At 63.5% G+C, this 17,626-nt stretch carries 4 protein-coding genes and 1 pseudogene; all 5 read right to left on the reverse strand.

The annotated features are described in order from the left end of the window. On the reverse strand, positions 1-248 hold a 248-nt coding region (locus tag IAE40_RS13800), incomplete at its 3' end, for a hypothetical protein (protein WP_200603375.1). Positions 249-972: 724 nt separating this feature from the next. After that, positions 973-1,356 (reverse strand): annotated as a pseudogene (locus tag IAE40_RS26085) (hemagglutinin repeat-containing protein); the annotation flags it as partial. A gap of 72 nt (positions 1,357-1,428) precedes the next feature. After that, the gene (locus IAE40_RS13815) at positions 1,429-1,674 is read right to left on the reverse strand and encodes a hypothetical protein (RefSeq protein WP_155738197.1); all 246 of its coding nucleotides are present in this window, start codon (positions 1,672-1,674) and stop codon (positions 1,429-1,431) included. Further along, positions 1,671-15,923 (reverse strand): two-partner secretion domain-containing protein, encoded by a 14,253-nt coding sequence (locus tag IAE40_RS13820; RefSeq protein ID WP_200603376.1) that lies wholly within the window; start codon positions 15,921-15,923, stop codon positions 1,671-1,673. The genes IAE40_RS13815 and IAE40_RS13820 overlap by 4 nt, the downstream gene beginning before the upstream one ends. A gap of 27 nt (positions 15,924-15,950) precedes the next feature. Beyond that, a complete protein-coding gene (locus tag IAE40_RS13825; protein ID WP_234465146.1) occupies positions 15,951-17,609 on the reverse strand; it encodes a ShlB/FhaC/HecB family hemolysin secretion/activation protein in 1,659 nt (552 codons plus the stop codon). Positions 17,610-17,626 lie beyond the last annotated feature (17 nt).

Below are 17,626 nucleotides of genomic sequence, written 5' to 3' on the forward strand. Positions count from 1 at the left end.
CTGCGCTTTTTTTTAACCTCTGCCACCTTTGACTTCACCCATATCCCTAAAGCGACTGGAACCCCGCAAGACAATCCAACAAGAATAGACTTATGAATCTCCTCCCAACCAAATACCCAATAATCAAACTTATAATAACCAATAATCGACCCTACAAGGTGCCCCAACACCCCAACTCCAAGAAAAAACAATACAGAATACACCAACAACATAGCCATCAACAAAAACCCAACTCTTTCCAGCTTCACTTTATATCTCCTACAGAACCGAGCTTGGTTACAGCACGTAGAGGCATACCTTTCACCGTTTCTCCTCTTTATCTCTGGAGGCTTTACGTTCTTTATGGTCTTTCAGCCGAGTCAGCCCCCATATGCCCACCGTAGCAAACACCGTGTAGATTAAAGCTCCAGGAACCAGCCGGAAAATTTCCGACCACTCAAACATCCAACTGCCTATCTTAAAAAAATTTATTGCCGCCCCTAGAACAACCCCCATAACACTCACTAGCATAAACCCTAAAAAACAGTAAAAAAACAGCAACAGAAAAGCCTGAAAACTTGATTTTGGCCTAATCATTTGCCCTCTCCCAAAGATCCCACTTTTCCTCCAGTGACTTCTGAAGTAACAGAACCAAACATATTACCTAAAACATCAGCCGAATTTCCTACGTATGGCTTCAGCTGGCCAGACACCACCTGCCCAGTTCTGAAACCCACTACCCCGCCTAATATTGCTCCCAGAAGTGAATACGTCGGATCTCCACCCCTGATCAAACTTACTAAATAAGAGCCACCCGCCCCAGCACCGAGAGTGAACCCTAACCCTCTGCCTTGAGTGGCCCCTCCAACAGTAGCGGCAATTGATGCATCCACGTAACTAAACGGCTTATCGGTTGATGGCTGATAACCGATATTTGCTCCGCCGGAAATTGCCGCACCTGATACGACACCTGCAACACCGGTCGCTGGCGCCACTCTCCTGATGCAAGTCCTTGACCGCCTCGAACGTCACCGCGCCGCCACCGTCAATGGTTAGGTCATTACCCGAGGCAAGCTTCGCCCCCTGGTACAACTGATCGCCGCCGCTCTTGAGCGTCAGGTCGCCACCGCTGCTAACTTCGCTGCCCAGCGCCTTGACGTCGGTGACTTAGTCGCGCTGGGTCTGCTTGCTGCCCCAGCCGTCTTTCTTGCTCATGTCGTACAGCGAGCACTGGCTGTCGTTGGCCGCAGCAGCCAGGGTCAGGTCGCGGCCGGCCTGCAGGGCCAGGTCGCGGCGTGCCTCGACTTCGCTGACAACCATGCTCAGGTCCTCGCCTGCTGTGGCGGTGAGGTTGCCGCCTGCGCTGATCTCGCTGCCGTACTACCCGCACGCGCCAGTTTTCATTGAGCCATATAGGTCAAGAAAATTCATGAGCAGCGATTATAAAGATCAACGCCCACGACCATCCTTCATATATGACAAAACACAAATTCCAACCCCAACCGGCACTGCATATGCAATCGCACCGGGAAGCTCTCCAGGAACATCAGACCAACCAAAACTCCACACTCCAAAATTGTAGTAATTAATTGACGAACCTAAAAACCTTGAAGCAACACCAACTAAAAAAAACGCACCTATTAAATATATAAATAGCAAAATGAACGCTTGCAACCTTGATCGAGGCTTAATCACTTCCCATCTCCTAACGAACCTATCTCACCACTTACTTTTTCAGACGCGAAGGCACCGATGGCGCTTCCAGTCACCTCTGCGGAGTTCTTGAGGTATGGCCTAAGCTTTCCTGTTAGAGTCTGACCAGTTTTTAGACCTGCTACACCGCCTAAAGCCGCTCCGAGGAGAGAGTATGTCGGCGACTCGCCTTTGATTAAACTACCCAAATAAGCTCCAACCACTCCTGCACTTAGGGTAAAACCTGCCCCGCGACCTTGAGTTGCACCACCCACAGTGGTAGCAATGGCGGCATCCACATAACTAAACGGCTTATCCGTAGACAATTGATAGCTAATGTTAGCACCACCGCCAATGACACCGCCCATCGCTGCGCCAGCTAGTCCTGCCGGAGGCGATAAAGCCGTGCCCAACACAGCTGGAGAATACACCCAACCAGCTACATAATCATGACCTGGGCCTTTGTACCCATCGCTTCTAGCCAAGGACTGGAGCGCATCAGAAATCTGCTCGGGTGTCTTGCCTTGCTCAGCCATATATGCTCCTAAGCTGGCAGCTTCCGCCCCCCAACTTCCCCCTGGATGTAAAAAGTCATTATAGCGCTGAGCGTTTCCAGCCACCCAACTGGCGGTTTCAGGGTTCCCATTACCCAGGGCTCCTGCCAAAACCCCAATAATCTGGGCGGTCGCCACCTTGAACTGGTCGTCCGTAGCAAACCGTGAATCGAGATACTTGCCTAGACCTGCACTTGTAGCCGCCGTGAGCCCCTGCGCTGCCGCACCTGCCAGTGCCCCTGTTTTGAAGTCTCCTCCCTTGGCGGATGACAGCGCACCACCCAAGACTGCGTGCATTAGGATTTTTTGTGCAGAGCCAGGACTGACGTTGAGATAATCAGCCAAATCGCCGACCTGTTTATTACCGAAGGCCGCCGCCAAATCCAATCCTTCAGACACAGCAGCAGCCCCAAGATTATCTTTGAAGCTGCCTCCATTTATCGCTGTGTTCACACTGCCAGCGACCAAAGCATGTGTGCTGCTACGAAGGATGTTCTGGCTGACCGAATTCCAATCCAACACACCAGAGCTATACCCTGGATTATTGATGCCATTGGCACTCAGAACCAACGGGCCGTCGGGATTCCACCCCGCAACTGCTGTGTCTATTCCACTCAAAATTCCGCTTGTCACCATCTGCGTAGCGTATCCCTTTATGGCCTTGCTGCTGGTTGCCGCTTTTAGGCCAGCACCAATGTCTCCACCACCGTTTATGGTTCCTACTGCAAAGTTACTGGCCATGGCACCTGCAAGAGGACCAAGGTAGACGCTCGCGACGATCGAAATAATCAGGGCGGGTGCTGCTCCCAGCCCTGAATTTTTGTAATCCCAACTGTCGTGAATTTCTTTTACTACGCGCCAATCCACTTGTCCGCTGGCCTCGGCCTGCTTGATCCACGCCAGCTGGGGTTCTGCTCGGACCATTGCATCAATCGTTTGGCTGACGGTGTTTTGGTCAATTTGCTTAATATCAATATTTATTTTGCCAGCGGCCCGAATCGCCAATTCCCCCTGGGTTACCATCAAGGTCTGGCGCAGCGTCTCATCAGTACTTCCCTTGCCTTTGGCGCTGGTCCACGCCAGATCCGACTTGCTCTTCTCGTGACTCTCCTGATGCAGGTCCTTGACGCCCTCGAACGTGATCGCCCCACCACTGGCCAAGGTCAGGTCTTCACCGCTATCAAGCTTCGCCGCCTGATAGCGCTGGTCGCCGCCGCTCGCCAGCGTAACAGCGCCTGCCGCCGAGACTTCGCTGCCAACATGCCGCACATCGGTGACTTCGTCGCGCTTGGTCTTCTTGCTGCCGAAGCTGCCTTTGCTCTTCTTGTCGTACAGGGAGTAGTCGCTATCTGTCTCGGCGAGCAACGACAGTTGCTCCCTGGCATACAGGTACGCCTCGTCCCCGGCACTCACGCGGCTGGAGATCAGCGTCAGGTCCTTGCCGGCGGTCAACGCAACATCGCCACCAGCCTTGACCGAAGTACCGACCTGGCTGACGTGGTCTTCCTGGCGGGTGACTTTCTTGGTCTTGCTGTAGAAGTTCGACTCGTTGGCCGCCGAGGCCAGGGTCAGGTTCTCCAGTGCATCGACCGCAACATTGCGCCCGGCCTCCAGGGTGCTGGCGATGGCGGTGAAATCGCGACCGGTACTCAAGGCCAGGTCGCCGCCTGCGGTCACCTGCGAGCCGTATTGCTGCGTGGTCTGCGTGCGGTAGTTGGAGCCTATCTGCGTGCTGTCGACCTGCTGCGCCGAGGTGATCAGCAGATCGCGCCCGGTGCGGATATCCAGGTCGGCTCCAGCACTCAATACACCGCCACTATTGATCAGGTCGCGACCAGCATGAATCGAAAGGTCATTGGCTGCCTCGATACGCGCGGCACTGTCGACGAAGTCAGCACGCTTGCTGTACGCACCGGCACCGCTGGCATGGCTGCTGACGCTGCGCTCGTTGACCACATCGCCGCTGAGGCTGGTGAGGCTGACGTCGCGGCCGCTGATCAGGCCGCCGGCACCATTGACGATGCGGTTGCCAGCCAGCAGGTCCAGACGGCTACCGGCCTCGATCAGGCCGCTGTTGTCGAGGTCGTGGCCGGCGCTGGCGGAGAGGTTGTTGCTGGCCCGCAAGGTGCCGCTGTTGTCCAGGTTCTGGCCGGCGACCAAGGTCAGGTCGTTGCCAGCGATCAGGGCGCCGTTGGGCGCCAGACGGTTGTTGGCGTGGGCCAGGTACAGCACCGGCACCAGCACCTGCTCGCCCATCACCTCGTGCTGTTCGAGCCAGACGATGTCGTGAGTCAGGGCGGCGACCTGCTCGGCGCTGAGGCTGACGCCGACCTGGAGATCGAGCTGGTTCTTGCTCGTCAGAGCGTTGTCCATCAGGTGGCGGTACAGGGCCTCGCCGTCGGCCTGGCCATCGATGAATTGCTGACCGGTGCGGGCGACCACCGCCTGCTGGATCAGACGCTGCTCGTAGAAGCCGTCGCCCAGGCGCTTCCAGCTCTGGTCAGGGTCGTAGCCGAGGTTGCCAAGCAGATAGTCCGAGCTCATGAACTGCTTGAGGTCGGTGAGTACCGGATTGGTCTCGATCAGATACTTGTGCGGCTGCGGGGTGCCAGTATTGGCCGGAACGCCCTGCACCCGCGGGATGCTCTGCGCCGCGGGCAGTGTCATGGCGGTGGAGACGGTGCTGGCGACGGTGGGGAGGGCCTGCTGGAGCGTCGGCGCGGCCACCGACGTCATTGCCGGGAGGCTGGTGTCGCGCGCAACGATGGTCTCGGTGGAGGGCTGGCCAAGCGTGATCGGCGTGCTCGGCCCAGGCTGTGCAGTGGACCAGTGCAACCCGTCGGCGGCCCCTCCTACCTGGCTCGACGTGCCTTGGCTGGCGGCCACTTCGCCGCTGCGGCTGGGCAGTGTACCCGGCCCCTGGGCCTGATCGATGGCCGCCACGCGCACGTTGGTGGCGCCCGGGTCCAGACCTGCGGCCTGACGCTGATGCGCCTGCAGGGCGCGGTCGCTGCCAGCGACGGCGGCCAGCTCGGCGAGGTCGACGCTGCGCCCCTGCACAAGCGGCGTGGGCTGCTGGCGCTGTTGCAGGTCGATGCTCGCGCTGCCCAGTTGCCACTGGGTCGGGACGCTGGACGTAGCGCTGGCCTTGGCCTGGTTGGCAGCCTGGGCGCTGAGGCGGAACAAGCCGTTCTGACCGGTAGGCAGGCTGAAGCCGGGCAGGCTCAGCGGGTTGACCTGCTGCTGGGCGAGGTCAGGCGGCAGTTGCTGATGAATCGTGACGATGGTCGGCTGGGTCGCGCCGGAGACTGTAGTGTCCGAAGACCGCTGGCTGATGGATGACGCGGTGTTCTGCACCACGATGTTGCTGATGTCGTTGCTGGCGGTCAGCCTTGCCTTGCCACCGGCCTGGATGATCGCAGGGGCCACGGGGGCGCCACCCTCGACCTTGATCTTGTCATCGATCCCGATGAACACACCCGGGTCGAACTTGTCGACCAAGGCCTTGAACGCCACCGGATCGAACGGCCCAGATTGCGGATGGGCCTGATCGTAGGCGGCCACCGCATCGATCATTTCGTAGAAGTAACGACCGGCGATCTTCACGTCCTTGCCGATCTGATGGCGGTCAGTCCCCGAAGCCGAACCGCCGGCCACATTGGAGATATTGGCACTGTCGATGGCCAGGTCGTTGACGGCGGAGATCAGGCTGAATTCGTTGTTCAGTGCAGTGCTGGCAATCGTCAGGTTACGGCCAGCCATCAGCATTGCCATGGGCGAATCTTCATGCACAACGGTGGAAACCGTCTGCGAGATGAACGCCGGCCCGCGCACCCACTTGCCGCCAGGGCGACCGCAATGCTGGACGCAGTAGATGCTGATCGAACCGCTGGTCACCTGCGTGTCCGAACGGAATTTTTCACGCTTGTTGATCACGCTGGCGGCCTGCAGGTCGATATCACCCGCCGCTTCGATACTGGCAGAGCTGTTGAGCACGCTGTTTGCCCGCGTTCCGCCCGTCACACCGCCGACCAGCAGATTGCCGAGGCTGTAGACATCGGCGTATTCGTTGCTGAAAGCGCCCACCTGAAGCCTCATGTTCTGGCCACTGAACATGAAACCACGGCTGCCATCGGCAGCCTGGACGTTGCGCAAGTCCTGGCTGACGACCGTCAAGTCCTGCGAGGCGGCCAGGGTACCGACGTTGGTCATGCTCCCGGCCAGCATTTCGAAGTTGCGTGCCGAGGTCAGGCGGCCTTGGTTGGACACTTGACCGGCTACTGCGATACGCGTGTTGTCGCCCCCGGCGATACTGCCGGTGACGCCAAGCTCTAGCTGCCCGGCATCGATGCCCAGTTGGCCAAGGCTGGCGATGCGACCATTACCGGCATAGCGTCCGCCAAGGTGCAGGTCGAGGCTGCCATCACTGATGATCCGGCCGTCGTTGAGCCAATTGCCGCCACTTCCCGACAGCCGCTGGGTCGCCAGCAACTGCCCGGAGGCTGTCTGGGTCAGCTCGCCGACGTTGAGCGTCAGCCGCGCGGCCTGCAGCACACTGCTGTTGGTCCAGCTGGCCGCCTCCAGGGTCAGGCCGCCAAGGGTGGCAATGTCACCGCCGGCATTGCTGAGGTTGGCCATGCCGATCTGCAGGTCGCCACTGCCACCGTGCAGCAGGCGGCCCTGCTGGTTGAGGAAGGTGCCGGCCTGCAGGTTGAAGTCCTGGCTGCCGATTTCAAGGGCGCCAGTGCGGTTGTCGAGCAGCCCGGTAACCTGCAGGCGGCTCTGGGCGCCGCCAAGGCTGCGCAATTGGCCGCCCTGGTTGTCGAGGGTGGCAGCGACCAGGCCCAGGCGGCTGTCACTTTCGATGATTCCTGCGCGGTTGTACAAAGCACCGCCAAGGGTCAAGTCCAGCGCTTGACCGGCGAGCTTGCCACCGGCGCTGTTGTCCAGCGCAGTCGCCTCGAGGGTGACCTGGCCCTGGCCGTAGAGCCCGCCATTACGGTTGTCCAACTGTTGAGTACGGATAACCAGAGGCCCTGCCTGCGCCGCCAGACGACCGCCCTGGTTGTTCAGGCCGCCGAGGGCATCGAGGTTGAGCTGGCTGGCCTGCAGCGTGCCGCCTTGGTCGTTGCGCAAAAGGCCAGCGACCTGCGCCTGCAAAAGCCCGTGAAGGCTGGCCAGCACACCGCCGCGGTTGTCCGTGCTGCTGGCCGACAGCGCCAGCGGGCCCTGCTGGGCGATCAGTTTGCCGCGCTGGTTGTCCAGCACTTGCTGCAGGCGCACATCGAGCGCCTGGCCGGCCTGTACCGCACCGCCCTGGTTGGTCAGGCTGGCGGCTTGCAGGCTGACGCTGGCGTCACGGCTGGAGATCAGGCCGTCCTGGTCGTTGGCCAGGGTGTCGGCGAGCGTCACGGCTACCGCGCCGTTGGCGGCCAGGGTGCCCTGGGCAGAGTTGTCCAGACGGCTGCCTGCCAACTGCAGGGTGCCCTGGCTGGCCAGTTGACCACCCTGGTTGAGCAGCGTCGCGTTGCCTAGCACCTGCAAGGCGCTGGTCGCGAGCAGCTGACCCTGGGCGTTGTTCAGCAGACTGGCCAGGTCCAGGCTGAGCAAGCTCTGGCTGATGACGTTGGCGCTGCGGTTGTCGAGGCTGGCGGCCTGGATGAGCAGGTCGCCACCGGCATCGATGCGGCCCTGACGGTTGTCCAGGGCGCCGAGCAGGTGCAGGCGCTGGAGTCCGCCGCTGGCCAGGTAGCCGCTACGGTTGTCCAGCGCAGCCGCGTTCAGGCGCAGCGCGCCCTGGCTGACCAGGGCGCCACCGCTGCTGTTGTCGAGGTTGGAAGTGACGCTCAGGTCCAGATCGCCGGCGCGACTGGAGAGCGTGCCCTGGTTGCGGTTGTCCAGGCTGTCGGCACTGACCGACAGGCCCTGCCAGCCGGAAACCAGGCCGCCCTGGTTGCTCAACACGCCGCTGCCGACACCCAGGCGCTGGGCCGAAATCAACCGGCCGCCGTCGTTGTTCAGGGTCCGTGCTGCCAGGTCGAAGCCCAGGTCGCTGGCGATCTCGCCACGCTGGTTATCCAGGTCGCGCAGGTTGGCCAAGGTCAGGGCACCCTTGGCGCGAATCAGCCCGTCGCGGTTGTTCAGGCCGCCGCCATCCAGGCCCAGCAGCAGGGCCAAGGTGCTGTCGCCGAGCAGGCGTCCGCCCTGCTGGCTGAACTGGCGTGCCTTGATCTGCAGCGCCGCGCCAGCGGAAAGTTCGCCCCCGTCGTTGTTGACGTCGGTGGCTGTCAGATCCAGACCTGCCTGGCTGTTGATCAAGCCTTTGTTGCCGTTGTCGAGTTGGCCAGTCACGAGGGTCAGTCGTTCTCTGGCAAGCAACTGACCGCCTTGGTTGGCCAGGCTCGCGCTGTTCAGCACGAGTGCGCGACCGGCATTGAGCAGCCCGCCACCCTGGTTGGCCAACTGACCGGCAACGTCCAGTTGCAGATCGCCGCGGCTGGTCAGCAGGCCCGCGCCGTTGTCCAGGCTGGCGGCGCTGACCGAGAGGCTGGCGGCGGCGATCTGGCCCTTGAGGTTGGCCAGGCTGCGCGCGACGATCAGGTTCAGGCCTTGGTTGCCGAGCAGGCGACCGTTGCCGTTGTCCAGTTCGGCGGCCGCCAGGGTGAAGGCGTTGGCACTGGAAATTTCACCGCCACGATTGTCGACCCGGCCAAGGCGCGTAAGCAGCAGTTGACCTGGGGTGTTGATCAGCCCGCCCTGGTTGTCGAGGGTGCCGCCGGCCAGATCGATTGCCACGCCGCTGGCGCTATAAAGCGTGCCGCCATGCTGGCGCAGGCTGCCGAGGTTGGCCTGCAAGGCCTGCTGACTGGTGATGCGTCCGCCACTGTTATCGAGCTGGGTAGCCTCGATGCGCAGGCGATCGGCACTGCTCAGGCGGGCGCCGGAAAGGTTGTCGACGCTGGCGGCGCTAATACTCAGCAGGCCCTTGGCGCTGACCGTACCAGCGTCGCGGTTGTCCAGGTGCGCCGCACTCAGTTCCAGGCCCGCGTCGCCCAGGATCTGTCCCCCGGCGTTGCCCAGCGTGCCCTGGCTGCGCAACAGCAGGTCGCCGGCACTGGACAGCACGCCATGATTGTTGTCGATGCTTGCGGCGCTGACGCTCAGCGTGCCGTCGCTGTCCAGACGCCCATTCTGGTTGAGCAGGCCGTCGTCCAGCTCGACACTCAGGTCGGCGCCGCTGCGCAGTGTGCCGCCGGCGTTGTCCAGCCGCGTGCCGGTGAGGGTCAGCGGCCCCACGCTGGACACCAGCCCCATGGCGTTGAGCAGAGTGTGCTGCTCGATGACCAGCGCGCCCTTGGCCAGGATCAAGCCAGCGCCGTTATCCAAGCGCTGCCCGCTCAGGCGCACTTCGCCCTGCCCGGAGACTTCGCCAGCGCGGTTGTCGAAGGCAGCGCTGTGCACGGTCAACAGGCTCTTGGCGGCGAGCAGGCCTTTGTCACGGTTATCGAGGGTGTCGGCCTGCAGGTTCAGCGTAGTGTCGCTGGCAATCTGGCCAGCCTGATTGTCCAGGCTGCCCAGGCGCGCTTGCAGACCCGATCTGGCAGACAACTGGCCTTTGCCGTTGAACACGCTGCCGGCCACCAGTAACAGCTTGCCGTCAGCCTGTAATGTGCCCGCTGCGTTGCCCAGCAGGCCGTCGACCTGCACCTGGAGATCGCCGCGGCTGCTGATCAGACCGGCGCCGTTGTCCAGGCCGGCAGCCTGCAACTGCAGGCTGCGCGCACTGACCAGGCCGCGCAGGTTGTCCATTTGCCGGGCGATGCGCAAGGTCAGGCTGGCGCCGGAGAGCAGCTTGCCACCGGTGTTGTCCAGACCGTCCGCGGCCAGCTCGAAGCCGACCAGACTGGAGATCTCGCCATCGCGGTTGTCGACCTGACCAAGGTTGTGCAGCAACAGGCTGCCCGGGCCGCGGATAAGCCCGGCACTGTTGTCCAGCACACCGCCGTTGAGGTCCAGGTTCAGGCCATCGAGGCTGAACAGTTCACCGCCGTGCTGATCGAGACCGCTGACGCTGGCCTGGACCTGACGTCCGGCCAAGGTGCCGGCCTGGTTGCCGACCTGCCCGGCGCGCACTTGCAGCAGTTGCCCACTGCTGATCAGGCCGCCCTGGCCGTTGCTCAAAGCACCGCTGCTCAGGCGATTGTCACCCTCGGCGGTGATGCGGCCGTGGTCACGGTTGTCGAGGCTGGCGCTGGCCAGTGTCAGCGCCGCGTCGGTCTCGATGGTGCCGCCGCGGTTGTCCAGCGCCTGGATGCCCGTGAGGGACAATTCACCATGGCTGGAAAGCTGGCCTGCCTGGTTGAGCAGTTGCCCGCCTTCCAGGATCAGGCGGCCAGCGCTGTCAAGGCGTCCGCCGCGGTTGTCCAGCAGCGCCTCGGTCAGTGGCACGCCGCTGTTGTCGAGCACCAGGCGCAGAGCCTGCCCGGCAGCGATCGAGCCGCCCTGGTTGTCTACCCGCGCAGCACGCAATTCGATCTGCTGGGCGAATACCAGCGCCGTATTGCGGTTGAGCAGGCGCTCGACGGTCAGGGCCAGACGCGTGCCGGCGATCAGCTTGCCACCGTCGCTGTTGTCCAGCTGTGTGCCGCCCAGAGTAGCCTGCGCCAGGCTGCTGAGCTGGCCACCACGGTTGTCGAGCATACCGACCTGCAGGTCGAGACCCGTGTTGCCGGCGATCAGGCCACCGCTTCGGTTGTCGGCATTATCGCCGTGCAGGGTGAGCCGACCTTCGGCGATCAACTCGCCACCCTGCTGCTGCAGGGTGGCAATACTGGCGTCGAGATTACCGCGAGTGGCGATACGGCCCCTGCTGTTGTCGACCTGGGCCAGGCGCAGATCAAGTGGCCCGCCGGCGCTGAGCAGGCCTTCGCGGTTGTCCAGCGCGGAACCTTGGTAATCCAGGCGGTCCTTGCTGCGCGTCACCCCCTGGCGGTTATCGAAGCGGTCGACCAGCAGTTGAAACAGGCTGTCGGCATGCAGCAGGCCAGCCTGATTATCGACGCTGTTCGCCTGCAGGCTGAGCAGTTGCTTGCCGGAGACGACGCCGCCACGGTTGTCCAGACGGCCCAGGGCCAGGTCGATCAGGCCACGGGCACGCAGTTCGCCAGCTTGGTTGTCGAACAGGCCGGTGCTGCGTACGTGCAGACTGCCGTCGCTGACCAGGCTGCCCTGCGCGCTGTTGTCCAGGCCCGCGCTCTCGACCTGCAAGGCGTTGCCGGCAGCCAGGGTACCGCCGCGGTTGTCCAGTGCGTCGCTCAGGGTCAGGGTCGTGCTGTCGTCGCCCAGTACGGCGCCATCCTGGTTGTCCAGGCTGGCAGCGCGAACCTGGGTCTGCCCGCTGCTGGACAGCTCGCCGCCGCGATTGTCTACCTCGGCAGCCACCTGCAGGTCCAGGCGTTGCCCGGCGCCGAGAGTGCCGTGCTGGTTATCCAGCGTGCCGGCCACCACCTGAAGCTGGTCGGCCTGTACCAGGCCCTGGGTATTGCGCAACTGTTGCGCCACACGGATGAGCAGTGCGTCATCGCTGATCAGTTGGCCGCCACCGTTGTCCAGACGCTGGGCGACCAGCTCGAAACTGCGCGCGCTGGAGATCTCGCCTGCGCGGTTGTCGACCTCGCCAAGCTGGCGCAACAGCAGTTGGCCGGCGGTGTGGATGAGGCCCTGACGGTTGTCGAGCCGCGCGCCGCGCATGTCGACGGTCAGGGCGGTGTCGCTGAGCAACTGTCCGCCGCCTCGCTGGTCGAGCCCGATGAGTTCGGCCAGCAGTGCACCCTGACTTGTGACGCGACCGCCGTTGCGGTTATCCAGATTGACGCCGATGAGGCTGAGGGTCGCGCCACTGGTAACGCGACCGGCCTGGGCGTTGCTCAGTTCAGCCAGTTCCAGGCGCAACGGGCCCTTGCCTTCGAACAGGCCGCTGGCACTGTTGTCCAGGCGCTGGCCAAGCAGCTCGATGCCGGCCTCGGCGCTGACCATGCCGCCCCGGTTGTCCACCTGACCGAGCACCAGGGTCAGGGCATTGCCACTGAGCAGACGCCCAGCGCGGTTGTCCAGGTACTCGCCGCTCAGGCTCAGGCCGGCCTTGCCCAGCAATCGCCCCTGGGCCTGGTTGTCGAGGCTGCCGGCGCTCAATTGCAACTGAGCGCCGGCTGCGAGCAGGCCGCCACGGTTGAGCAACCCGGCAGCGATACGGGCGCGCAGGCCCGCATCACTGGTCAGTTGCCCGGCGCTGTTGTCGAGGCTGCCGGCGTCGAGCGTCAGCGGCCCGCCGGCCTGCAACGTGCCGTTCCGGTTGTCCAGGTGCGTCGTCAACTGCAACTCGGCATCCTGCTCGACCTGCAACAGGCCCTGGCGGTTGTCCAGCTGGCCAAGTCGCGCATTCAGGTGCGCAGCACGCACTTCGCCCTGGCGGTTGTCGAGGCTTTCAGCCTGCAGGTCCAGGCGCTGAGTGGCGGCGAGCACTCCGGCGTTGTTGATCAGTGCCGTGCTGTGCAGATCGATGAGCGGTGCAGCCAGGCGCCCGCCGACGCTGTTGTCCAGGGCGCGAGCGATGCGCAAGGTGAGTGCTTGCTCGGAGAGCAGTTTGCCGCCCCGGTTGTCGAGGTTGTCAGCCAGCAGTTCGAACGCCCGCGCAGAGGAGATCTCGCCGCCGCGGTTGTCGACCTGAGCCAGTTGTCGAAGCAGCAACTGGCCAGGTGCATTGATCAGGCCGCCCTGGTTGTCGAGCAGACCGCCGCGCAGGTTCAGCAGCAGATCGGCTCCACTGAACACTTGCCCGGCGTTGTGCATTTGCGTGGCGCTGACCTGCAATCTCTGACCAGCATGCAGGCGCGCGGCAGTGCCGTTGTCCAGGCGTGCGGCATTCAGGCTCAGATGATCGGCGGCGTACAGTTGCCCACCGGTGTTGTCGAGGTCACCGCTGTCGATATTTGCCGACTGACCGGCGATCACGGCGCCACTGCGGTTGTCCAGCACAGCGGCGCTGGTCAGGGTCAGTGCCGCATCGGTCTGCACGCGACCGGCGCGGTTGTCGAGGCGGCCGAGGTGGGCATCGAGGGTCTGCCCGCCGAGGTTGCCGCGCTGGTTGTCGAGCGCGCCCTGAACGCTCAGGGTGAGCCCTTGACGGGCCTGCACACGGCCATCGAGGTTGAGCACGTCACCGGCGCTCAGGTCCAGCTGCTCGGCACTGATCAAGGCGCGACTGTTATCGAGTACGGCGGCGATACGCAGGATCAGCGCACCCTTGGACGACAGGCTGCCATCCTGGTTGTCGAGGCTGTCGGCGGCGAAGGTGAAACCGCTGCTGGCATGCATCTCGCCGTGACGGTTGTCCACGCTCGCCAGATTGCGCAACACCAACGCACCTGCACTGTGCAGGCGCCCGCCAGCGTTGTTCCAATGACCATGCAGCAGATCGAGGGTGAGTGCCTGATCGGCGTCCAGGCGCCCGCCTTCACTGTTGTCCAGACTGGCGCTGCTCAGGCTCAGGCTCTGCTGGCTGGTCATGCGTGCGCCACGGTTGTCCAGCGCGAGCGCCTGAACGTCGGCGGCCAGGACCGCGCTGGTCAGCCCGCCACGGTTGTCGAACCGGCCCTTGACCTGTGCAGCCAGGGTGCCACGCGCCTGCAGGGTACCCTGGCCATTGAGCAGTTCGGCGGCAGTGAGCGCCAGCCCTTGTGCCGCGATCAGGCCTGCGCCGTTGTTCAACTGCTCGACAATCGCCAGTTGCAGGTCGGCGCCGCTCAGCAACTTGCCACCGCGGTTATCCAGCTGGCGCGTGGCAAGCTGGTAGCCCTGCGCCGAGGAGATCTCGCCGGCGCGGTTGCCAACGCTGCCCAAGCCCAGCAGCCGCAGCGTACCAGGGCTGCTGATCAAGCCGCCGTCACTGTTCTCCAGGTGCCCGCCGCGCAGGTCCAGGCTCAACGCCTGGTCGGCGTGCAATTGGCCGCCGCCGCGCTGGTCGAGGCTGCCGGCCTGCACATCGAGCTGGCCAGTGCTGGCGATGCGTCCACCGTCACGGTTGACAAGGCTGCCCGCCTGCAGGCGCAGCTCACGGTCGGCGGCCAGGGTACCGGCGCGGTTATCCAGTGCGCTGCTGGCGGTCACAGCCAGTTCGCGGCCGGCACTGATACGCCCGCTGTCATTGTCCACCTGCTGCGCGGCAATGGCCTGGCGCTCGCCAGCGGCGAGCTGCCCGGCGCGGTTGCTGACCCGGGTGGCGGTGATCTGCTGGGCACGCGTGGCAACGACCTGCCCGCCCTGATCGTTGATCAGGCTGGCAGCCTGCACAGTCTGGTCGCGGCCTGCCAGAACGCGGCCCTGGGCGCTGTTGTCCAGCACACCGACGTGGCTGCGCAGGTCTTGGGCGGCGCTCAGCGTGCCGCCGCGGTTGTCCAGCGAGCCACGAATGTCGGCGTTCAGGTCACGGCTGGCAACGATGCTTTTGCCGGTATTGACCAGCGCACCAGCGGCCAGGTCGATATCGCCTTGGGTATTGCGGCTGCCGTCGGTGTTGACCCCGCTCTCGATCACGCCCAGGTTGCTCAGGCTGCCGGCAGCCTGGACCTGCAGCTTGCCGCCTGCGGTCAGCGCCTGACGATTGACCACTTCGGCACTGCTGAGCACTTCGACGCGCGACGCGCCATGAACCGGCCCCTGGAGATCGACACCTGCCGCCCGCACCACCACCGCGCCGCTGGCGCTGGCCTGGTTCAGGGTGAGCTGCCCGTTGGCATCGAGCTGGATGTCGCCGCCGCTGGCGGCCATCTGGCCATCGAGCTTGACCCCTACGCCGGCTTCGGTGCCCACCAGCTTGATGGCCCCGGCATACATGCCGCCCAGGGCAGAGCTGTCGATAGCCAGTGTCGGCTTGGCGCCACCCTCTTCGGCTCGAGCCGTCGCCGCGAGCGTTCGGGCATCGACATCGTTGCGTCCGGCGACGATATCCAGGCGCTTGGCCTGCAGCCCGGCATTGATCTGCGCACTGCGGGTGATGATCTCGAAGCGGTCAACGTTGCTGGCATTGAGCCCGGCACCTTCGATCGCCACGCTGCCCTGCTCCACCTGGTAGCGGGTCAATTGACCGTTGTCGATCACCGGCGTACCCGTAGTCAAGGTCACCTGGGGCGTGTTGATGAAGCCGCAGCCATTACAGCTGATGCCATGCGGGTTGGCGACGATGACATGGGCCGACTGCCCCGCCACCTCCGTATAGCCGCGTAGCTGGCTGGAGTTGGCGCCGTTGACTTCATTGAGGATGATGCTCGCCGCCGTGCCCTGCAGGTTGGGGTTGCCGACGATGATGCCGCCCAGTTGCGTCTGCTGCGTACGGCTGGTGGCGTTGTTGAGGATCAGCCCCTGCTGGCCGACGTTGTAATCGCTGAACTGGTTATGCGAGAGGCCACTGCCGTTGGGCGCGGCAATATTGACGATCGGCACGCCGTTGCCCGCCTGACCGACACTGGTATTGCCGCCGCTGACCATCACCCCTTCGGCAGCCTGCGCCCACAGTGGCTGCCAGAACATGACGTTGGCCAACAGAAAGGCCAGCGCGCGCTTGGACACACCGCAGAATTGCAGGCGGGGTTGCAGGCGCGCCGAAGGCTGGCGAACCAGGAAGGTGAAAAGGCGAACGTCCATGTGTTCTCTCGGGGCTCAAAGCACGAATCAGATGAAGAAATCGAGACGCAGGTATACCGGATGCTCCTTGTCGGGCAGGGCATCCGGGCGTTCGAGGCTGCGGGCAAAAGTCACACTGGCCGCCAGGTGACGGCCCCGGGCGAACAGCTCCAGCGAATGGCTGCTGGCACGGCCATGGCGGTCGCCGTTGTAGCGGTCGTTGCGGATCACACCCAGGTCGTAGCCCAGGCCCATCCCGTATTCGGCAATCACCGGCTGTGCGACGGACCAGGTCACCGGGCGCGTCCAGCGCAGGTCGCTGCGCCAGTAGGCGCCGCTGTCGCCGGACAGCGACTGGTCCTTGAAACCACGCACAGACGACAACCCGCCCAGGCTTATGCGCTGCGGGCTGAACAACACGTCCTCGCTGCGCTGGGCAGTAGCCAGGCTGGTAACGCTCAACTGCTCGCCGAATACCTCAAAGCCCTGCACGTAACTGACCGTCGCGGTGTACTTGCGATAGCGCGCCACCGGCTCGCCAGGTCGCGGATTGCCGTTGCCCTGGGCATCGAAGGCACCTATGCCCTCCTGCGTGCCCAGGTCGAGGTTGACGAAGGCCGTGCCCAGGCGCCGACCGTGGTTGATGCCGAACTGCGCTTCGCTCAGACGATTGCTGCTGGCTCGCAGCAGGCTGTCTTCGATGTAGTTGCGGGTGCGCAGATGGGCAACGCCCAGGTTGACCGAGGTCTTGCTCGTGGCGTCGCGATGCAGTACACGATCGACGCGCAATTGATGATTCTGGCTATCGCCGGTCTGTTTGAAGTCGAAGCCGTTGGCCTGGCCTACGGAGCGGTAGTCGGACGCGCTGTAGCTGTACGAGAAGTTCCACCAGCCCCAGGGCAGGCTGTAGGCCAGTACCCCGTTCTTCGCCCCCTTGGTGTGATCGCTGACCACATCGTGGGCACCGCGTAGCACCAACTGGTCGGCCAGGCCCAGCGGGCTGTCCCACTCGAAGCCTAGGTTGACCTGCTGCTCGCCGGTGCTGCGTTGGCCTTCGTTGTTGCGCGACAGCGAAGCCCGCCAGGGCTTCTGCGCCTGATTGCGTACGAGCACCTGACTGCCACCCACCGCCTCGCCAGGGACCAGCTCCATCTGCGCCTTGTTCGAAGGCAGACGGTTGAGCTGGTCGACCATCTGCTCGATCTCACGCAGGTTCAGACGCTCACCAGGCGCGCCGGGAAAAGCCATGGCCAGCTCCCGATCGCTCAGCCTGCTGTCGGGAGCTGCGCGCAAACTCTCCAGGCGCCCCTCTACCACCAACACCTGCAGGTGCCCGGTGGACAGGTCCTGCTGCGGCAAGTAGGCGCGGCTGGTCACTTGGCCACGATCCAGATAATGGTTGGTGATGACCTTGAGGAGCTCGTTGAGCTGGCTGACACCCAGGCACTGACCAATGAACGGCTTGAGCAGGCGCTCGCGCTCGGTCTCGGTGAGGCTGTCGGCACCCTTGAGGGTGATGGTGCGAATGGTGAAGCAGCGGCTGTCATCAGGCGCCGGTACGGCACTCGGCGGCGCCGTGCTGCCGGGCAGGTTGCGCAGCTCTTCGATGCGCCGCTGCTGCTCTTGCAGCAGGCGATCCTGGCGGTCACGTATAAGTTCCTGCTCCAGCGGCGAGGCCGCCAGGGCAGGCATGCTTGCAGTCAGCATGAGGATCGCGCTGAAAA

Origin of the sequence: Pseudomonas sp. S44 (assembly GCF_016624805.1) — a bacterium.
Classification (GTDB): domain Bacteria; phylum Pseudomonadota; class Gammaproteobacteria; order Pseudomonadales; family Pseudomonadaceae; genus Aquipseudomonas; species Aquipseudomonas machongensis.